General features: G+C 73.8%; 19 protein-coding genes. 7 read left to right on the forward strand and 12 right to left on the reverse strand.

The window, feature by feature from the left end; all coding sequences use genetic code 11:
• Positions 1–87 precede the first annotated feature (87 nt).
• Positions 88–1,137 carry a saccharopine dehydrogenase family protein gene (locus OG767_RS20245; protein ID WP_405089993.1) on the forward strand — a complete coding sequence of 350 codons (1,050 nt, stop codon included), beginning with the start codon at positions 88–90 and terminating at the stop codon, positions 1,135–1,137.
• Positions 1,134–1,583 carry an SRPBCC family protein gene (locus OG767_RS20250; protein WP_405089994.1) on the forward strand — a complete coding sequence of 150 codons (450 nt, stop codon included), beginning with the start codon at positions 1,134–1,136 and terminating at the stop codon, positions 1,581–1,583. The genes OG767_RS20245 and OG767_RS20250 overlap by 4 nt, the downstream gene beginning before the upstream one ends.
• Before the next feature lie 58 nt (positions 1,584–1,641).
• Here OG767_RS20250 and OG767_RS20255 read toward each other — a convergent pair whose 3' ends face one another.
• Genes OG767_RS20255 through OG767_RS20265 form a run of 3 tightly spaced genes read right to left on the reverse strand, consistent with a single transcriptional unit; the run spans position 1,642 to position 5,077 of the window.
• Positions 1,642–2,295 carry a nitroreductase family protein gene (locus OG767_RS20255; protein WP_405089995.1) on the reverse strand — a complete coding sequence of 218 codons (654 nt, stop codon included), beginning with the start codon at positions 2,293–2,295 and terminating at the stop codon, positions 1,642–1,644.
• Between the two features lie 45 nt (positions 2,296–2,340).
• Complete coding sequence (locus OG767_RS20260) at positions 2,341–3,048, reverse strand: VOC family protein (protein WP_405089996.1); 708 nt, start codon at positions 3,046–3,048, stop codon at positions 2,341–2,343.
• A gap of 22 nt (positions 3,049–3,070) precedes the next feature.
• Complete coding sequence (locus OG767_RS20265) at positions 3,071–5,077, reverse strand: putative bifunctional diguanylate cyclase/phosphodiesterase (protein WP_405089997.1); 2,007 nt, start codon at positions 5,075–5,077, stop codon at positions 3,071–3,073.
• 219 nt (positions 5,078–5,296) lie between these two features.
• Between OG767_RS20265 and OG767_RS20270 the strand changes: the two genes are divergently transcribed.
• Complete coding sequence (locus tag OG767_RS20270; RefSeq protein ID WP_405089998.1) at positions 5,297–5,845, forward strand: hypothetical protein; 549 nt, start codon at positions 5,297–5,299, stop codon at positions 5,843–5,845.
• 106 nt (positions 5,846–5,951) lie between these two features.
• Positions 5,952–6,275, forward strand: coding sequence for a hypothetical protein (locus OG767_RS20275; protein WP_405089999.1), 324 nt, complete (start codon positions 5,952–5,954; stop codon positions 6,273–6,275).
• Positions 6,276–6,365: 90 nt separating this feature from the next.
• Here OG767_RS20275 and OG767_RS20280 read toward each other — a convergent pair whose 3' ends face one another.
• A complete protein-coding gene (locus OG767_RS20280; RefSeq protein ID WP_405094257.1) occupies positions 6,366–7,271 on the reverse strand; it encodes a TerC family protein in 906 nt (301 codons plus the stop codon).
• Positions 7,272–7,573: 302 nt separating this feature from the next.
• Between OG767_RS20280 and OG767_RS20285 the strand changes: the two genes are divergently transcribed.
• Entirely contained in the window at positions 7,574–9,742 is a 2,169-nt protein-coding gene (locus OG767_RS20285; RefSeq protein ID WP_405090000.1) for a BTAD domain-containing putative transcriptional regulator, read from the forward strand.
• 33 nt (positions 9,743–9,775) lie between these two features.
• Here the strand turns inward: OG767_RS20285 and OG767_RS20290 are convergent, their stop codons facing one another.
• Complete coding sequence (locus tag OG767_RS20290) at positions 9,776–10,330, reverse strand: murein hydrolase activator EnvC family protein (RefSeq protein ID WP_405090001.1); 555 nt, start codon at positions 10,328–10,330, stop codon at positions 9,776–9,778.
• 84 nt (positions 10,331–10,414) lie between these two features.
• Positions 10,415–10,678, reverse strand: a complete 264-nt coding sequence (locus OG767_RS20295; RefSeq protein ID WP_405090002.1) for a hypothetical protein — start codon at positions 10,676–10,678, stop codon at positions 10,415–10,417.
• A 288-nt stretch (positions 10,679–10,966) separates the two neighbouring features.
• Here OG767_RS20295 and OG767_RS20300 point away from each other — a divergent pair, with 288 nt between their 5' ends.
• Complete coding sequence (locus tag OG767_RS20300; protein WP_405090003.1) at positions 10,967–11,698, forward strand: hypothetical protein; 732 nt, start codon at positions 10,967–10,969, stop codon at positions 11,696–11,698.
• 106 nt (positions 11,699–11,804) lie between these two features.
• On the opposite strand, the gene OG767_RS20305 is transcribed toward OG767_RS20300, so the two are convergent.
• The 6 genes from OG767_RS20305 to OG767_RS20330 form a co-directional block, all read right to left on the reverse strand.
• A complete protein-coding gene (locus OG767_RS20305) occupies positions 11,805–12,740 on the reverse strand; it encodes a peptidoglycan-binding protein (protein WP_405090004.1) in 936 nt (311 codons plus the stop codon).
• Positions 12,741–13,026: 286 nt separating this feature from the next.
• The gene (locus OG767_RS20310) at positions 13,027–13,296 is read right to left on the reverse strand and encodes a hypothetical protein (RefSeq protein ID WP_405090005.1); all 270 of its coding nucleotides are present in this window, start codon (positions 13,294–13,296) and stop codon (positions 13,027–13,029) included.
• A 15-nt stretch (positions 13,297–13,311) separates the two neighbouring features.
• Positions 13,312–13,542, reverse strand: coding sequence for a ferredoxin (locus OG767_RS20315; RefSeq protein ID WP_405090006.1), 231 nt, complete (start codon positions 13,540–13,542; stop codon positions 13,312–13,314).
• Positions 13,539–14,759, reverse strand: a complete 1,221-nt coding sequence (locus OG767_RS20320; protein ID WP_405090007.1) for a cytochrome P450 — start codon at positions 14,757–14,759, stop codon at positions 13,539–13,541. The genes OG767_RS20315 and OG767_RS20320 overlap by 4 nt, the downstream gene beginning before the upstream one ends.
• A 298-nt stretch (positions 14,760–15,057) precedes the next feature.
• Positions 15,058–16,200: an arabinogalactan endo-beta-1,4-galactanase gene (locus OG767_RS20325; RefSeq protein ID WP_405090008.1), complete on the reverse strand. Its 1,143-nt coding sequence runs from the start codon at positions 16,198–16,200 to the stop codon at positions 15,058–15,060.
• 11 nt (positions 16,201–16,211) lie between these two features.
• The gene (locus OG767_RS20330) at positions 16,212–17,390 is read right to left on the reverse strand and encodes a cellulose binding domain-containing protein (protein ID WP_405090009.1); all 1,179 of its coding nucleotides are present in this window, start codon (positions 17,388–17,390) and stop codon (positions 16,212–16,214) included.
• A 124-nt stretch (positions 17,391–17,514) separates the two neighbouring features.
• Here OG767_RS20330 and OG767_RS20335 point away from each other — a divergent pair, with 124 nt between their 5' ends.
• The gene (locus OG767_RS20335; protein WP_405090010.1) at positions 17,515–18,501 is read left to right on the forward strand and encodes a TIGR01777 family oxidoreductase; all 987 of its coding nucleotides are present in this window, start codon (positions 17,515–17,517) and stop codon (positions 18,499–18,501) included.
• Positions 18,502–18,522 lie beyond the last annotated feature (21 nt).

Below are 18,522 nucleotides of genomic sequence, written 5' to 3' on the forward strand. Positions count from 1 at the left end.
CCCTAGCCAGGTCGGATAGGAGAAACCTCTCGACACCGCGCCGGCGTCTCTTGGACACCGGCGGCCCCGGCGGGTCATGGTCGGGGCGTGTCTTCCCTCATCATCTACGGGGCCACCGGTTACGTCGGCCGGCTCGTCGCCCGCCTCGCCGTCGACCGCGGGCTCCGCCCGGTGCTGGCCGGCCGGGACGCGAACCGGCTCGCGGCGCTGGGTCTCGACGCCCCGGTCCGGACCGCCGCGTTGGATCAGCCGCGCGCGCTGGACCGGCTGCTCGCCGACGCCGCGGTGCTGCTGAACGCGGCCGGTCCGTTCGCCCGGACCCAGCAGCCGTTGCTCGACGCCTGTGTCCGGACCGGAACGCCCTACCTCGACCTGTCCGGGGAGGCGGCGGAGTTCCTGACCGTGTGGCGGCGGGACGCCGAACTGACCGCCGCCGGGGTGATGGCGATGCCCGGCGTCGGCTTCGGTGTGGTGCCGACCGACGCGGTGGCCGTGCACCTCGCCCGGCGGCTGCCGACCGCCCGCCGGCTGGAGCTGTCGTTCGCCACCGTCGGCCGGGTGTCGCGCGGCACGCTCGACACGCTCACCGGGGGCATGGCGGACGCCGGGGTGCAGCGACGCGACGGGCGGCTGGTGCCGGCGCGCGCCGCCGCCGAGCACCGGTGGATCGGCGACGGCGCGACGCGTACCCGGGTGGTCACCAACCCCTGGCGGGCGGACGTCGTCTCCGCCGCGCGGTCCACCGGCGTCGCGGACGTCGCGACGTTCTTCGCCGCGCCCGCGCCGATCCGCCTGGCGCTGCGCGCCGCCCCGGCCGCGCCGTGGCTGGTCACGTCCCCGGCCGCGCGGCGCGTCCGGGCCGCGTTGCTGGCCCGGCTGCCGGACGGGCCCACGCCGGCGCAGCTCGACGCCGGTCGCACGCTGGTGCACGGGCTGGTCCGAGACGACGCGGGCACGGCGGCCGAGGCGGTGCTGACCGGCCCGGACGCCTACCGGTACAGCGCCCACACCGCGGTCGAGCTGCTGGCCCGCACCGCGGCGGGGGACGCGCCGCCGGGCTACCGCACCCCGGCCGAGGTGCACGGCCCGCAGATCGCGCTGACCACGCCCGGCACGACGCTGCGGGACCTGCGGTGACCGCCCCCGGATGGCCGCCCGGCCGGGAACCGGCGCGCTGCCCCGTGCACACCCGCAACGAGGCGTTCGTGCCGCTGCCCCCGCAGGCGGTGTGGGCGCGGCTCGTCGACGCCACCGCCTGGCCGTCGTGGTACCCGAACGCCCGGCGCGTCGTGCTGACCGGCGCGCCGCTCCTCGGCCCCGGCGTCGAGTTCCGCTGGACGACGTTGCGGGTCCGCGTCCGGTGCGTGGTCGACCGCTGGGAGCCGTACCGGCTGCTGGGCTGGACCGGCCGGGCGGTCGGCTCGTCCGGACACCACCGCTGGATTCTCACCCCGGCGCCGGGCGGGACCCGGGTGGTCACCGAGGAGACGCAGACCGGGCTGCTGCCGCACCTGGCCGCTCCGGTGCTGACCCGGTCCCTGCTGCGCTGGCACCAGCGCTGGCTGGACGGCATCGCGGACTGACACCGACGCGGCGGTGGGCGCTACGGCGCCCACCGGCCGGTGGTCGCGGAAGCAGGTCTCACCAGCGGTCGACGTGCAGCACCTCGTCGAGTGGCTGCCGCTTCGCCGGCCGGAACGTGTCGCCGGTGTAGTAGGCGGTGGGGATCAGGGCGGCCTGCCGGACCTCGGCCGGGAGGCCCAGCAGCTCGGCCACCTCCGCCTCGTACGCCAGGTGCAGCGTGGTCCAGGCGGTGCCGAGTCCGCGAGCGCGCGCCGCCAGCATGTAGCTCCATGCGGCCGGCAGCAGCGACCCCCACAGCCCGGCCTGGTTGCCGGCCGGCAGCTCGCCGCCGCCGGAGAGCCGCAGGCACGGGATGAGCAGCACCGGCACCTCGCCCATCCGGTCGCCGAGCCACGCCACGCTCTCCCCCACCCGGCGCTGCACCGCGGCGCGCTCGGGCTCGTCGACGAACAACCGCGCCGCCGACCCCTCCGACGCCAGGTAGCTCTCGACCGCGCGGCGGTAGAACCCGCCGATCGCGGCCCGTACGGCCGGGTCGGTGACGACCACCCAGTGCCAGCCCTGCCGGTTGGAACCCGAGGGCGCCTGAAGGGCGATCTCCAGGCACTCCCGGACGAGGTCCATCGGCACCGGACGGGTCAGGTCCAGCCGCTTACGCACGGTTCGGGTGGTGGTGAGCAGGTCATCGGGGGTCAGTGGCAACGTCGGCATCCGGCCAGCGTGGCATGCCGTCGGGCCGGTCGTCCTGACAGGTGGTCAGCCGACGGCCGCGACCGGCCGGATCACGGTGAGCACCGCACCCGCCGGATCGGCGAGGGCGCACACCCGGCCGGTCATGACGTCGCTCGCCGGCACCAGCACCCGGCCACCCGACCGGACGGCCCGCGCGGCGGTGTCGTCCGGATCGGTCACCGCCACGTAGACCATCCAGCCGGTCGGAAGCAGGTGCCGCAACGGTGGCGGCATCCGCAGCCGGCCGGCGGCCGGGCCGGCCGGACCGGCGAGCAGGGCGTAGGAGTCGTCCGGCGCGCCCGGCGGCACCGAGGCCCGCAGGCCCAGCGCGTCGGCGAGGAACCGGTCGGCCGGACCGGTGTCGCCGGTCATGTACTCGTACCAGCAGGGCTGGCCCACCCCGGAGGCCGCCGCCGGCGCGCCGGCCCGCAGGCGGAAGGCCGCGCCGAGCGGATCGCGCACCTCGTCGCCGGTGACCCGGGCTCCGGCCCGCTCGGCGGCCGCCCGGACGCCGGCCGGATCGGCCGCGCCGAAGACCGTCCACCACCGGGCCACGCCGTCGCCGCGGCGCAGCTCGGCGGCGACCACCCCACCGGCGTACGCGGTGCCGCCGTGCGCGGTGGTGGTGAACGTCCAGCCGAACAGGTCACCGTAGAAGTCACGCGCCGCGTCGAGGTCGTCGGTGACGAGTTCGGCGCCGATGGGCGACGCCGGGGCGAGGGGTGGGGTCACGGGGTCCTCCGGGTGCGGTCGGTCAGGGCTCGGGTGGCCGGACGACGGTCGGCACGACGACGGTGTCCTGCCAGGCGTGGGCGGTACGACGCAGCAGGTCGTCCAGGGGCGCGGGACGGCCCAGATGGTAGCCCTGCCCGGCGTCGACGCCGAGCGAGCGCAGCGCCGGAACCAGGGACGCGTGCTCGACCGACTCGGCGACGGTCCGCATGCCCAGGCCGTGCGCGGCGCGGACGACGGCGTCGATGAGGACCGGGTCCGCGCCGCCGCGGTCCGCCTGCCGGACGAAGTCGCCGGCGATCTTCACGGTGTCGAAGGGCAGGTGCTTGAGATAGGCGAACGATCCGAAGCCGGCGCCGAAGTCGTCGAGGCTCAGCCGGCAGCCCGCGTCGCGCAGCGCGTCGGCGAGGTGTCGGACCGCGGCCACGTTGGTGATCGCCGCCGTCTCGGTGACCTCCAGTCCCAGCCGGTCGGCCTCGATGCCGGCGGCACGCAGGGTCCGCACCACCCAGTCGCCGAAACCGGGTGACTCCAGCGAGCGGGCGGAGATGTTGATGTCCAGCCGCAGGCGGGCCCGGGTGGGACCGGGCGCGGCCAGTGCCGCCGTCGCCGTGGCCACCACCCAGCGGTCGAGGTCACCGATGAGGTCGTCGCGTTCCACAGTGGGCAGGAACTGCGCGGGCGACAGGGCCGGCTGCACCCCGTCGCGCAGTCGGATGAGCAGCTCGTGGCTGATCACCCGGCCGGTCGACAGGTCGACGATCGGCTGTGCGTCCAGTCTCATCCGGTTCTCGTCGAGCGCGCGACGCACCCGGGTCGTCACGCTGACCCGGCGCACGGCGTGCCGGTACTGCTCGGGCAGGTAGAGCCGGGCCCGGTTGCGGCCGGCGTCCTTCGCCTCGTAGAGGGCCAGGTCGGCGTGCGCCAGGAGGGTGTCGCGGGTGTCGCCGGGCTGCCGGGCGGCGGCGCCGATGCTGAGGGTGACCCGCAGCCCGGCGCCGGCGGTCGGCACCGGGGCGCGCACCACGGCGTCGCACATCGCCTCGGCGAACACCACGGCGCCCGCCGCGTCCGCCCCGGGCAGGACGACGGCGAACTCGTCCCCGCCGAGCCGGCCCAGCACGGTGCCGGGCGGCAGCTCGTGCGCCAGCAGCCGGGCCAGCGTGCGCAGGACCTCGTCGCCCACCGCGTGCCCGTGCACGTCGTTGATGTCCTTGAAGTTGTCGATGTCGACGAGCAGCAACGCGCCGGTGCCCTGGTCGTCGGCGAGCAGCTCGTCGATGCGGGCCAGCAGGGCACGTCGGTTCGGCAGGTCGGTCAACGGGTCGCGCTCGGCGAGGCGGGTCAGCTCGTCCTGGACCCGGCGTATGTCGGTGATGTCGTGGGCGGTGCCGAGCACCCGCGTGGGCGCGCCGGCGTCGTCGGTGAAGACCTCGCCGTAGCACTCGAACACACGCAGACTCACGCCGTCGGCGAGGAACATCCGGTGCGTGTACGAGAAGGGTTCGCCGGTGCGCAGCGCCGTGTCGAGCGTGCTCTCGATCATCGCCACGTCGTCGGGGTGCAGCATCCGGCGGTACGACCCGTAGTCGAGGGTGGTGCCGGGCGGCAGGCCGAACATCTGCAGCAGCACGTCGCTCCAGACGACCGCGTTGCCCCGCACGTCCCACTCCCAGGTGCCGACCTTGGCGAGCTGTTCGATGTGCGCCAGCCGCCACCGGTAGTTGCGTCCCCGCTCGCGCTCCTCGCGTTCGGCGCTGACGTCACGCACCTCGACCAGCCGTAGCCGCTGGCCCGCGTGCTCCATGCCGTGGCACCGCATCTGAAACCACCGCAGGGTGCCGTCGGCGGCGGGGACGGGGAGGTCGGTCATGCTCTCGCCGGGTGCCAGGCCGGCCAGCGGCAGCTCGTCCAGGCCCGGTCCCAGCCGGTGACCGGCCAGGTTGCGCCACAGTGGCCGGCCGTCGGAGGCGAGGACCACCAGGGCCGTGGTGATGGTGTCGGCTGCGATCACCGACAGAGCGCTCACTCGGGATCACCCACTTTCTGCACCGACCGGGAGCCCGGCACGCGACGAGCGACGGAAGGTCATCTTGCCGCGACGCGGAGTCTATCGACGCACCCGGCCGGTCCGCCCGTCGAGCACCCCCTCCGGTGTCCCGCGCCGGCGGTGTTCGCGGTGAGCGGAACACGTGGCCGCGTAACTCCGTAATCGTGTAATCATGTAATCACGAGCAAAGGAGTCGTCATGTCCCCTCGCCACACCTCGCCCCACGCCCGATCGGAATCCCCCGCCGACGCCACCGGCTGGATCACCGGCGTGACCCCGGACGGATGGTTCTCCGAGCCACCGCAGGTCGTGATCGACCGCGACGAGATCACCATCTGGGGCCGCCTGCCCGAACCCCGGCTCGCCGCCGACGTCACCGACGCCGACCGCACCGCCGCCCAGGCCGGGCGGATACTCCGGTTCCGGGAGGACACCCGCGACGACCGCATCCGTGTCGCCCGCCAGGTCGAGCACCGCTACCAGCGCAAGGTGAGCTGGGGGGTGCGCTGCGGGGCGACCGAGCAGTTGTTCTCCCACCTCGCCGCGCCGGTGATGACCCGGCTCCGCCAACCGGAGCGGCAGATCCTCGACACCCTGGTGGACGCCGGCGTCGCCCGGTCCCGCTCGGAGGCGCTGGCCTGGTGCGTCCGGCTCGTCGGTCGGCACACCGACGACTGGCTGACCCAGCTACGGCAGGCCATGACCACGGTCGACGACCTGCGCCGACAGGGCCCCGACGGCGTCTGACCCGGCGCGATCAGTTCGTCGGCGGGCGGCGCGACGTCGTCCGGCGACAAGACTTACATCGATGTAAAGTAGCCGATGATCACCGTCCGTTCGAGAGGGGAGAACCATGACCAGGACCCGAAGGGCCGCCTCGGTGGCTGCCGCGGTGGCACTCGCCGCCGCGGGCGTGGTGTCCACGGCCGGGCCGGCTCAGGCGGCGAACATCCAGCACTTCTCCGGCTACTCCACCGCCGTGATCGGTGGCGGCCCCGGGAACACCATCGAGGACGCCCTGGCCCGGGCCCAGGCCAACGCCGAGGCGAGCATGCACGCCTACGAGCAGCAGTTCGGCAAGACCTGCGGCGTCACCTACCGCGACGGCAACTGGCAGAGCGGCGGCGGGTACGGCGTGATCCTGGCCGACTACCAGATCACCGCCGACTGCGTCTGATCCACCGCGTGCCGGGCGGCCCCCGGGTCACCCCCGGAATCCGCCCGGCACGGGCGGCGCCCGCGTCGTGGCGGGCGCCGCCGCGGCGTTTCAGCGGGCGGCGGGAGTGCGCGGTCCGTCGCCGGCCGGCTGCCGGCCACGGGTGGCCACGAGGCTCCAGCCGATGGAGACGGCGAGCGTGCCGACGATGACGCCGAGGGTCAGCGGGATGGGCAGCTTGCCCACCGGGGTCTCGGAGAGGATCAGCTTCACCCCGGCGAACGCGAGCAGGAACGCAAGGCCGTAGTGCAGGTGCACGAACCGGCGCAGCAGGCCGGCGAGGCAGAAGTAGAGGCTGCGCAGGCCGAGCACCGCGAAGGCGTTCGCGGTCCAGACGATGAACGTGCTGGTGGTGATCGCCAGGATCGCGGCGACGGAGTCGATCGCGAAGATCAGGTCGGTGGCCTCGACCGCGATGAGGACGACGAACAGCAGCGTCGCGACGCGCCGGCCGTCGACCCGGGCGAAGAACCGGTCGCCGTGGTAGCGGGCGTCGGTGGGGACGACCCGGCGGACGAGACGGACGACGAGGTTGCGGTCGGGGTTCATCTCGGCGTCGTGCCGGAACGCCATCTTCCAGCCGGTCCAGACGAGGAACAGGCCGAACACGTACGCGGTCCAGAAGAACGTCTCGAGCAGTTCGGCGCCGACGAAGATGAACACCAGCCGGAACAGCAGCGCGCCGATGACGCCCCAGAACAGCACCTTGTGCTGGAACGCGGCCGGCACGGCGAAGTAGGTGAAGACCAGGGCGAAGACGAAGACGTTGTCCACCGACAGCGCCTTCTCGATCAGGTACCCGGCGTAGTAGGCGCCGGCGGCCTCGTCGCCCTGCCACAGCCACAGCACCACGCCGAACGCCAGCCCGGCGGCGATCCAGACGGCCGACCAGGTCGCGGCCTCGCGGAAGCCGATGACGTGGTTGTCACGGTGCAGGAACAGATCGACCGCGAGCATCGCCGCGATCACCAGGCTCAGGGCCAACCAGGCCCACAGGGGTACGGACACGGCGGGCGCTCCCTCCGACCGGGCCGGCGGGTCACCGGCGAACGGGTCGAAGGTCTCCCCTGGCCGCCCGACGGGTGCGGACGGCTCGCGCGGCCGGAGCCCGTGGGCGGGCTCGTCCTGACGGCCGACGCGTCCGGTGCGGGATGGGTACTCCCCCTCGAATTACGATCCATTATTCGGTAATCTGAGTTCGCATGTCAAGGGTCGGGACCGGTCCCGACGACGCCTAGACTTGACGTCGAGGTGCATCGATGGACAGGGGCCCTGGGCGGCTGGCGTGGGACCGGCCCGACCCGAATCCGACGACCGGGCGCGACGAGCCCGGGAGACGTCCCCCGCTGTGGTGCGGGGTCCTGGGCCCGCTGCACGTACGGGTCGCCGGGACCGACGTGCTCGGGCCGGGCCCGCGACAGCGGGCGCTCGTGGCCGCGCTGGCGCTGCGGTACGCGGCCGGCGTGCCGCTGTCCGCGCTCTCGGCCCGGGTGTGGCCCGAGCGGCACGACGTGGACCGCGGCGCGATCCGCGTCCTCGTGCACCGGGTCCGGCAGCGGCTTCGGACCGCCGGTCCCGACGCCGACGCCGGCCTGCGCCGCACCGCCGACGGCTACCGGTGGGACCTCGGCCCGGGGAGCTGCGATCTCGCCGACCTTCGCCAGCTCCGGGACCAGGCCCGTCGCGCCGAGGCGAGCGGGGACCTGGCCCGGGCCGTGGACCTGCTCGACCGCGCGGCGGCGCTGGTGCGCGGCGCGCCGTGCCAGGGCGTCTGGTCGGATCCGGACCGGTGGCCCGAACTCGTGGCGGTCGGCGAGGAGGTGCGGGGACTGCGGCGGATGTCGTTCGACGCGCGCCTGCGGCTCGGCGACCACCGGACGGTCCTGCCCGACCTGGCCGCCCTCGCCGCGCAGGAACCCACCGCCGAGTGGGTGCACGACCTGCACCTGCGCGCGCTGTCGCTCGCCGGCCGGTACGACGAGGCCGTCACCGCCCATCGGGCCTTCCGCCGGCGGCTGCGCGACGACCTCGGGGTGGAGCCGAGCACCGCGCTGGTGCGGACGTACCGCCGGATCCTCGACCACGACGAACCGCCGGGAAGCTCGCCGCCGGCGCGCGAGGTGATCCGGGCCGGCGCGGACGACCGGTCGCCGGCGCCGGGGAGCCGGGCCGCGCTGCGGGCGTTGACCGAGGCCGGCGCCTACATCGCGGACCGGGGCGACTACCGGCGGGCGGCGCACTGCCTCACCGCCACCCTGCGGCTCGGCGGGGACCCGGCCTCCCGCGCCGAGGCGTTGCTGCGGCTCGGCGAGGTCCGCTACCACCAGACCGGCGCGGGGCTCGACGAGCTGGCCCGCGCGGCGACGCTGTTCCGCCGGGAGAACCGGCCGCACCAGGCCGCCGAGGCACTGTCCTGGCAGGCTCGGGTGCTCTGGCTCCGCCCCGGGGACGGCGACTCCGCCCTGCGGCGGGTGGCGGAGGCCGTCGACCTGATCGACGACCGCGCGCCCGACCCGGCCGGCGCGGCGGCCCTGGTCAACATCTGCGGGATCCTGGCGGTCAGCGACCGGGGCCGGCCGGCACGGCGAGCGGGACTGCTCGGGCTGGCCTGGGCCCGGCAGATGTCCCTGACGCCGCTGGACCTGCGGGCCCGCGCCAACCTGGCGCTCGTCGACCTGACCGCCGGCCACGCGGACGTGGTCGCCGAACTCGCACACCTCACGCAGGCGTACCGGGGCCGGCTCGGCTGGGTGCCGCCGACGCTCTGGGTCGCGCTGGCCGACGCCGAGGACCGGCGGGCGCGGCTCGGCCCGGCGGCCACCTACCGGGAGTTGGCCGTGGGGAGCATCCGCGGGCAGGAGGCGACCGCCGACGTGCCCTGGTTGGTCGCCGAACGGGTGCGGGAGGCGTTCCAGCGCGGCCGGTGGACCGCGGCGCGCGGCGCGGGCGTCCGCTACCTGCGCGGCGAGCACCGCCACCACCGGATGGCCTCCGAGGTGCACGTCGTCCTGTCGCGTCTGGCCCTGCACCAGGGCGACCTGCCGGCCGCCGACCGGCACTCCGGCGCGGCGGAACGCCTGGCGCGGCGCGACGGCGGGGCGACGCTGCTCGGCCCCGCGTTGGTGCAGCGGCTCCGGGTGCGGATCGCCCTGGGCCGGCCGAGCGCCCGCATCACCGCGACGGCGGAGGAGTTGCTGGACCAGGTGCACGGCGCGGCGCTCACCAGCAGCTTCGGCGTCGACCTGCCGTTGGCGTTGCGCGAGGCGGGCCTCGACGGGCGCGCCCTCGCCCGGCACGCGCCCGTCGATTCCCCGTGGCGGCAGGCGGCGGAGGCGGTGCTGGCCGGCGACGTGGCACGCGCCCGGCGGACCTACCTCGCGGTGGGCAGCCGGGGCGACGCCCGACAGGTGACGGCGGCGGGCGGGTGACCACCCGCCCGCCGCCGTCGGGACGGTCACCGGTCAGTTCAGGCCGGCGAAGTCGAACGGGATCGAGTTGCCCCGGCTCACGCTCTGGCCACAGGTGCCGGCCGAGTTCCAGACCTGCGGCGAGTCGTAGCGCAGCATCTCGAAGTGCAGGTGCGTGCCGCCGATGCCGGGCGGCGAGACCCCGCCGGTGTAACCCATGTAGCCGATGCCGTCACCGCGGTTGAAGTACTCCCCCACCCGCATCCGGGAGACGAACCCGTCGAGGTGGCCGTAGAGGGTGCTCCAGCCGTTGGTGTGCGTGATGATGGCGAAGTTCCCGTAGCCGCCGGCGTCCCAGCCGATGTAGCTCACCGACCCGGCGTAGGCGGCCGAGATCACCGACCGGTAGTTGCCGGCGATGTCGTAACCGTCGTGGTTGTCGTAGCCGGGGCACCGGTCGTCCACCTTGCCGGTGATCACCCCGGTCGCCGGCCACTTGACCGCACCGTAGGCCGCCAGGGCCGGTGCCGGCGCCGCGCCCGCACCGAGACCGAGGCCGCCGGCCACCAGGGCGGCGATCATGAGTACGCGGAGAAATGTCCGTCGCATGGAGGAAGTCCTGTCGTAGACGGTGGGTTTCCGAAGCGCGCGCCGCTGGACCAGGACAGTAACGACAGGACCGTTTCATCACCGTTACACCGGCCGTGGCCTGCGCCGGCGCCGGCCCTCGGCGGGGCGGGACCCGACGATCACCAGGTGGACGTGGGGGTCTCGGCAGCCGACCAGTGGCGGGAGCGCCCGGAGAAGTTCGGGTCGCTGGTGCGGCCGGGCGCCGCGCAGAGCGAGCCAGAGGAGAAGCGAGGTGCGCGCCTCCCGGGCCACGGGGGCCATCGCCCGGGCGAGAACGGCCGTCGCGGCGAGTGCGGTGAACGCGAGGCCGAGGATGCGGAGTGCCATGCCCGCCATGGGAACACCTCCGCCGGGCAGGACCTACCGCTGCACGTCCACCCGGGGTGGATCCGGTCCACGCGGGGTGGACCGCAGCGACGTGGGAGGGGACGAGGACTCCCATAGCATGGCGAGGTGGACGAAGGACGAAGGACCCGTTGGCCGGGCGTATCGTGTGACTCGGACGCCTGGCCGTTCTCCCCGGACATCGCCGTCTTCGAAGCTCGGCGGGCGGTCGGCCAACTCGCCCGGACCTTGGGCGACGGACTCGATCCACCCGGTCTCGACAGCCTCGACGTGGACCCGGTGCTGCGCTACATCTACACGGTCGACGTCCTGGAGGCGACGTTGGCCCGAGTCCGGGAGGATCTTGTCGCCGAGGCGCGGGCGCGCGGAGTCGCGTGGGCAAAGATCGGTTGCGCGTTGGGAGTCGGGGACACCGCGGCCCAGAAGAGGTTTCGCGACGGGCTCCGGGGCGGCCGTCTCGAGGAGTTGACGGTCGAGGCGATGACCTGCTGGATCGCCCGACAGGCCGCGACGCCGCACCGACTCCGGGAAGAGGTGGCCACCGAGCTTGCCGGCGTCACCCCGTTGGAACGGCTCGAATACCTGGCCCGCAACGCGCTCGGAAGCATGCGGGAGATCGACGACCTACTGGCGCTCGCCGGGTCCGAGCCCGCGACCGCCCGGGGCGTCCTGCGAAGCGCGTGCGGCCGGATCGAGCGGGTCGCCAGATCGGTGATCGCCGACCATGAGATGTGGGACGCGATGGCCGACTGGGCCGGTCGGGCCCGAACCGTCGACGAGACGAACTACCACGCGTCGACCGCCTACCTGCTGCACGCCATGCGACTGCTCGTCTTCGCCCTGCTGCATGCCCCCGATGCGGAGTCCGGGAACGTCGACCAGTTCCGGAGGTTCCTTGCCGAGATACGGCGAGCCTATGCCACCGTGCTCCTCATCTTCGAGCGTTTCGATGTCGGCTCCGCGGTCCCGTCACCCGAGGCCGCCGACGCCGGCCCCGGGTGAGCGGCCGGTCACCAACGCCGGCGACGACACACATCGGACGGTCGACGGCGCGGCGTGGTCGCCCGGCACGTCCCGGGGTGCCCGATCACGACGTCGCCACCGGCGGTCAGTAGAAACATCCGGTGGCGGGCAGCGCCGAGGGCGCCGGGACGGCGGCGCCGTCGTAGACGGCCAGCAGGAGCTGCTGCGGGCAGCGGTTGGCGCCGTTCACCCGGATCTCCAGGTGCAGGTGCGGCCCGGTCACGTTGCCGGTGGCCCCGGTGTAGCCGACGACCTGCCCGGGGGTGACCCGCGCCCCGGCCGCGACGACGCGGGACGACAGGTGGCAGTAGAGGTAGTACGCGCCGTCGTCGGCGGTGATGCCGATGCCGTTGCCGCAGCCGCCGCCCGCGTAGCCGACCGTGCCGGCGGTGATCGCGTACGTGGTCACGCCGGTCACGGTGGGCAGGTCGATCGCCGGGTAGTCGTGGTGCGGATCGTCGTACTCCGACCGGGGCAGGACCGACCGGTCGATGATCGGCGCGTAGAGGCCCCCGCCACCGCCCCCGCCGAGCAGCCACTGCCAGGTCGTCGCGCCGACGGTGGTGCCGCCGGTGAGCCCGCGCCCGGTCTTGAAGTCGGTCACCGCGTCGGTGGTGCCGGCGCCCCAGGCCCCGTCGACCGTCAACCCGTACCCGTACTTGTTCAACGCGGTCTGCAAGGCGCGTACCGCGTTGTTGTTCGCGCCGGGGTCCAGCGTCACGACGAGCCGGGACCAGGTCAGTGCGCCGACGACGCCGTCGGCGGTGAGGCCGTTCGCGGACTGGAACGCCTGCGTCGCCGCGGTCGTGCCGGCGCTGAAGGCGCCGTCCACGGTCAGGGTCTGGCCGTGGTGCCGGAGCAGGAACTGGGCCGAGGCGACGTTGGCGCCGGACATGCCGGCGCCGATGGTCGGCCAGGCCGGTGTGGCGGCCTGTGCGGCGGCCGGGCCGACCAGGACGGCGGTCAGGGCGAGCACCACCACGGCCAGTCGGCCGGTGAGGCGTCGGAGGGAAGTCGGCATCGGCGCTCCTCATCCAGGAGGTGACCGGCCGGTTCGCTGGCCCGGCCCGCCCGGTCCGGGACGGCTGCCGGACCCGGCACCAGTATCACGACGACGATAAATATTTACAAGGGTTGAGAAAGTGTAAAAGGTTTTCGCCGGCGGCTCTGCGGTGGACAGGGCAGTTCCTGGCCGCCGCCGAGGCGGTGCTGCTGGGCAGTGGTTCCGCGCGGCCGGGCTGGCGCCGCAGCCGGAGTGAGCCGGCGACGCGGGCGCGGCGCCGGCGCCCCCCGCGTCGCCGGTCGGCTCAGTGCAGCCGGGTCTGCCAGTCGCTCGGCACCCGACCCTCGGGACCCGGGGCCGGCTGGTCGAGCGGATGCGCGTGCGGCTCGGCCAGCTCCGGCCCGTCGGGGTGGAACTGGTCGCGGGAATAGTCCCAGAACCACGACTCGCCGGGCTCGAAGCTCTGCACGATCGGGTGGCCGGTGGGGCCGCGTGCGCGGTCGCGTGCTGGCCGGGCGACGAGTCGCAGCAGCCGACGTGCCCGCAGGCCGCGCAGCGGCGCAGGTGGAACCACCACCCGCCGGTGGACTCAGGTGACCCGGATCGCCCCGGCCGGGCAGAGGTCGGCGGCGCGGCGCACCCGCTCGGCGCACTCCGCCGGCGGCGCGGCGGCCAGCAGCAGCACCAGCCCGTCCGCGTCGTCCTGGGTGAACACCTCCGGCGCGGCGAGCACGCAGTTCCCCGAGCCGCAACAGGCGTCCCGGTCCACCTCCACCCGCACCGTCCGTTCCTCGCCGACGGGGCCGCCGGCGGCGGTCACCAGGTCACCGGCAGCGCGTCGAGACCGAAGACGATCGAGTTGTCCCGGGTGCTCAACTCCTCCGGGGCGGCCGTCACGCGCAGGTCGGGAAAGCGGCGGGCCAGCTCCGTCAGCGCGATGCGCAACTCGGCGCGGGCCAGCGGCTGCCCGATGCACTGGTGCACCCCGAACCCGAAGGCCACCTGCTGGTGCGCCTGCCGGTACGGGTCGAACCGGTCCGGGTCGTCGAAGACCTCGTCGTCCCGGTTGGCCAGGGCGATCAGGGCGATCACGCCCTCGCCGGCCCGGATCGCCCGGCCGCCGATCTCGACGTCCTCGGTGGCCACCCGGAGCACCCCGGTCCGCACGACGCTCAGGTAACGCAGCAGCTCCTCCACCAGATCCGCCGTCCGGTCGGGCTCGTCGCGCAGGAGCGCGTACCGCCCGGGTTCCCGGGTCAGCAGCAGGACACTCAGCCCGATCATGTTGGCGGTGGTCTCGTGACCGGCGACGAGCAGCAGCATCGCCATCCCGGCCAGTTCGTCCACGTCGAGTTCCCCCGGCTCGACCTGTTCCCGGATCAGCCGGCCAAGCAGATCGTCCGGCCCCTGGGGCCGGGCCCGCTTGGCGTCGATCAGCGCCCGGAGGTAGTCACGCAGCTCCCCGAAGTCGTGCCGGAGCCGTTCCGGCGGCATCCCGCGATCGAGCAGAGAGCGGCTGCGGGCCTGAAAGAAGTCGTGGTCGGCGTAGGGGACGCCGAGCAGGTGGCAGATCACCATGGACGGCAGGGACAGGGCGAAGGTCGACACCAGATCGGCCGGGGGCCCGGCGGCGGCCAGGGCGTCGAGCGACTCCTCGACGCTACGCCGGATCAGCGGCTCGATCCGACGGACATTCTTGATCATGAACTCGGCGGTGAGCATCCGGCGCAGCCGGGCGTGCTCGGTGCCGTCCATCCGGAAGAACATGCCCTTGCCCTCCTCGGGCGCCTGGGGCGGCAACGGGCGCAGCATCGGAAAGCCGGGGCGGTTGAAGTCAGCGCTGAAGGCGGGGTGCCGCAGCAGTTGGCGGACGTCGGCATGCCGGGTGACCAGCCAGGCCGCGGCCCCGGTGGGCAGGCGCACCCGCCTCACCGGGCCGACATAACGCTGGCGTTCCGCCTCGTCCAGCGGGGCGAACGGACCTCGGGTGGGGTTGACCGGCGGCCAGAGCGGCAGTTCCGCCTCCACGGCACCCATCACATGGACCACCTCCGATTAAAGCGTTGAGTAGTCACATTGGTGCGCCACGTTACCCATCGATGATGGTCTACACAATCCCCACGGTCGCGGCCCGGGGCGCGGTCAGGGTGCGCGCCGTACCGCGGCGCGGGCGTGGACGGCGGCGCCGGCGCCTGACCCGGCCCGGGCAGCACGCTTGTCGCGGACGCTCGGACTACTCCGACTACTCGGACGGCCGGCCGCCGGGTCCCGATCCGCTGTGACCTGCGCCACTGCCCCTCGGGCGCCGGTCACCGGCGTGACCGGTCAGGGCAGGTCAGGGCGTCCAGCGTACGCCCGGGTTCACCCGCCCGGACCAGTCGAAGACGGCCATGTTGTCCCACTGGTTGCCGGTGCCGTTGATGTCGGCCGGGTCCCAGCCGTTGCCGCGCACGGCATACCAGGTCGGCTCCCAGTAGAAGACCCCGATGGCGCCGGCGTTGCGCGCGGTGTTCTGCACCCAGTCGAACTCCTGGGCCTGCCCGGCCCAGGTCGCGGCGATGCCGTCACACGTCGCGTCGCCGACGGCGTTCGGCTCGCCGTCCGCGTCGTCGCGGGTGAAGGGGTACGCGGTCTCCACGATCACCACCGGCTTGCCGTAGCGACCGCGCAGGTCGACGATGTTCCGGTAGAGGTTCGCCAGCGTGCCGTGCCACATGCAGTAGTACGACAGGGCGGTGACGTCCCACTGCACGCCCTGGGCGCGGATGCCGTCGTAGAACCAGCGGGCGTTGGCGTTGCTGTCGGCGTCCGCGGTGTGGATCATCACCGGGATGTCGCCGCCGCACGCCTTGGTCGCCTGGTAGCCCTGCTTCAGCAGGCCGGCCAGCGGCGCGAAGTCGTTGTTGACGACCTTCCCCTCGTTCCACAGCATCCCGACGTTGATCTCGTTGCCGATCTGCACGCTGTCCGGCGGGGTGCCCTGCGCCCGGAGGCTGGCGCAGACGTCGTAGGTGAAGGCGTACACGTCGGTCCGCAGCTGGCTCAGGCTGTGTCCGGCCCAGGCGGCCGGCTTGTACTGCTTGCCGGGGTCGGCCCAGGTGTCGGAGTAGTGGAAGTCGATGAGCACCTTCAGGCCCTTCGCCCGGGCCGCGCTCGCCTGGGTCAGCACCCGACTCTTGTTGTTGTAGCCGCTGGCCGGGTTGTTCCAGACGCGCAGCCGGACGTAGTTGACGCCGACGGACTTCAGGATGTCCAGGGGGTCGCGGGCGACACCGCCGGCGTCGTAGTACCTCGCGCCCAGGTCCAGACTGCGCTGCAACGAGGAGATGTCGGCGCCCCGCATGGCGAGCGTGTTCGCCGCGGCGGCGGGCGCGGGCACGCCGCCGAGCGTGGTGGCGACGGCGAGGACGCCGGCCACGGCGACCGTGAGCAGGGCGCCGGGGCGGCGGCGGTGGGGTACGGCGGGACGGGCGCTCACGGGACTTCCTCTCACGAGCCGACGGCGCAGGGGGCGCCGTTCAGCGTGAAGCCGGTCGGCGGCGCGTCGCTGGCGCTCCACCGGCCCTGGATGCCGAAGGTCGCCGAGCCGTTCGGCGCGAGGACGCGGTTCCAGTCGACGTTGCGGGCGGTCACGGTGGCGCCGGTCTGCCCGACCGTGGCGTTCCACCCCGAGGTGACCTGCTGGTCGCCGGGGAAGCCGAAGGCGACCGTCCAGCCGTCGATCGGCGCCGCCCCGACGTTCTGGACCGTCACCGTGGCCACGAAGCCGCCCTGCCACTCGGACTGGTTCCGGTAGGTCACCCGGCAGGTCGAGGGCGGCGGCGTGGGCGCCGTGGGCAGGGTGACCGTGTTCGACGCGATCGACACGTTGCCCACCGCGTCCCGGGCCCGGACGTAGTACAGGTTGCGCAGCGGCGTCGACGCGGGCAGCGAGGCCGTGTACGTCGTACCCGGCACGGTGGCGACAAGCGTCGAGCTGAACCAGCCGTCGAACCGGTAGACGTTGTAGCCGAGCACGCCGACGTCGTCCGTCGACGGCGACCAGGACAGCGCGGCGGTCGACGCGGTCACCTCGCCGACGGTCAGGTTCTGCGGGGCGCTCGGCGGGGTGGTGTCCGGGCCGGTGTCCGTCACCGGGGTGACCACGGTCAGCGCGTCCGTCGAGATCGAGCGGTGTCCGAGGGTGTCGCGGGCAGCCACCCGGAAGGAGTACTGCTGGCCGGGCCGAAGGTAGTTGGTGATCGTGGTGGAGGTGACCGCCCCGACGCTGGCGCTGTAGATGACGTCGTCGAACGCCTGGTAGTAGGTGATGTCGTAGCCGGCGACCGGGCAGCAGCCGGGCGTGGCAGCCGTCCAGGTGAGGGTGACCGATCCGGTCCGGACCTCGCCGGCGGCCAGGTTCGTGGGCGCGCTCGGCGGGAAGGGGGTGGTGCTCGGCGTGCTGGGCGCCGTGGTCGGCGCCGCCGGCCCGGTCGACTCCGCGGCGGGTACCCGGGCCGCGCCGGGCGCCGGGGCGACGCCGGCGTACGCGGCGGGCGCCACGGTGCCCGCGTCGGCCGTCGGGGCGGCGATCAGTGCGGTGCCGAGCACCGCCGTCGACAGCACGACGGCAATCGGCAGAACCGGTCGTGGGCGGCGGAACAGCGAGGACGAGCGGACGCCTGTCATACCTCGACGATGCCGTCATTCATCGATGATCGCCAACATGTCTCACACCTCGGTCGATCTTGACGGTCCAGCCGCGTCGCCATAGAGTTGAACATGTTCAACTCTTGTCGGGTGAGGAGGAACCGTGAGGGTCGTCATCCCTGGCGGCACCGGGCAGGTCGGCACGATCCTGGATCGGGCGCTGACCGCCGAGGGCCACGACGTCGTGCTGCTGACCCGCTCGCCGCGGGGCCCGCGCCAGGTCCGGTGGGACGGCGCCACGCTCGGCGACTGGGCCGAGCGGATCGACGGCAGCGACGTGGTCGTCAACCTGGCGGGGCGCAGTGTGAGCTGCCGGTACACCGCCGCGAACCTCGACGCCATGATGAGGTCCCGGGTGGAGTCCACCCGGGTGGTCGGCGAGGCCATCGGCCGGGCGGCCCGACCGCCCCGGGTGTGGTTGCAGATGAGCACCGCGACGATCTACGCGCACCGCTTCGACGCCACCAACGACGAACACGCCGGCCTGATCGGCGGCGACGAACCCGGCGTGCCCGGATACTGGGCGTACAGCGTCCAGATCGCGCGGAACTGGGAGGCGGCCCAGGAACAGGCGGCCACCCCGCACACGCGCAAGGTCGCACTCCGGTCGGCCATGGTGATGAGCCCCGACCGGGGTGGCGTGTTCGACGTGCTGAGCTGGCTGGCACGGCTCGGCCTCGGCGGGCCGGTCGCCGGCGGCCGGCAGTACGTCTCCTGGATCCACGACCGGGACCTCGTCCGCGCCGTCCGCTTCCTGATCGCCCGCGACGACCTCGCCGGGGCGGTGAACCTGGCCGCGCCGCACCCGTTGCCGCAGCGGGAGTTCATGCGCGCGCTCCGGTCGGCCTGGCGGATGCCGGTCGGCCTGCCCGCCACCGGATGGATGGCGGAGCTCGGCGCGTTCGCGCTCCGGTCGGACACCGAACTGCTGCTGAAGAGCCGGCGGGTCACCCCGGGACGACTCACCGACGCGGGGTTCACGTTCACCCACCCCCACTGGCCGGCCGCCGCCGGGGAGCTGGCACGACGGCGTCGCCGGGGGCAGGGCGAGGCGACGGCCGACGGCACCGGCCGTTCCCCGGCAGGTTGACTCCTGCCGGACGTCCTGCCT

This window comes from Micromonospora sp. NBC_01392, from assembly GCF_045040125.1.
GTDB lineage: Bacteria > Actinomycetota > Actinomycetes > Mycobacteriales > Micromonosporaceae > Micromonospora.

What these genes read in the sequence shown, in the direction of transcription:
- OG767_RS20255 (WP_405089995.1), bottom strand. Translation starts at nt 2,295, where the DNA reads ATGCCGACGTTGCCACTGACCCCCGATGACCTGCTCACCACCACCCGA.
- OG767_RS20270 (WP_405089998.1), top strand. Translation starts at nt 5,297, where the DNA reads ATGTCCCCTCGCCACACCTCGCCCCACGCCCGATCGGAATCCCCCGCC.
- OG767_RS20275 (WP_405089999.1), top strand. Translation starts at nt 5,952, where the DNA reads ATGACCAGGACCCGAAGGGCCGCCTCGGTGGCTGCCGCGGTGGCACTC.
- OG767_RS20280 (WP_405094257.1), bottom strand. Translation starts at nt 7,271, where the DNA reads ATGCTCGCGGTCGATCTGTTCCTGCACCGTGACAACCACGTCATCGGC.
- OG767_RS20285 (WP_405090000.1), top strand. Translation starts at nt 7,574, where the DNA reads ATGGACAGGGGCCCTGGGCGGCTGGCGTGGGACCGGCCCGACCCGAAT.
- OG767_RS20290 (WP_405090001.1), bottom strand. Translation starts at nt 10,330, where the DNA reads ATGCGACGGACATTTCTCCGCGTACTCATGATCGCCGCCCTGGTGGCC.
- OG767_RS20295 (WP_405090002.1), bottom strand. Translation starts at nt 10,678, where the DNA reads ATGGCACTCCGCATCCTCGGCCTCGCGTTCACCGCACTCGCCGCGACG.
- OG767_RS20305 (WP_405090004.1), bottom strand. Translation starts at nt 12,740, where the DNA reads ATGCCGACTTCCCTCCGACGCCTCACCGGCCGACTGGCCGTGGTGGTG.
- OG767_RS20320 (WP_405090007.1), bottom strand. Translation starts at nt 14,759, where the DNA reads ATGGGTGCCGTGGAGGCGGAACTGCCGCTCTGGCCGCCGGTCAACCCC.
- OG767_RS20330 (WP_405090009.1), bottom strand. Translation starts at nt 17,390, where the DNA reads ATGACAGGCGTCCGCTCGTCCTCGCTGTTCCGCCGCCCACGACCGGTT.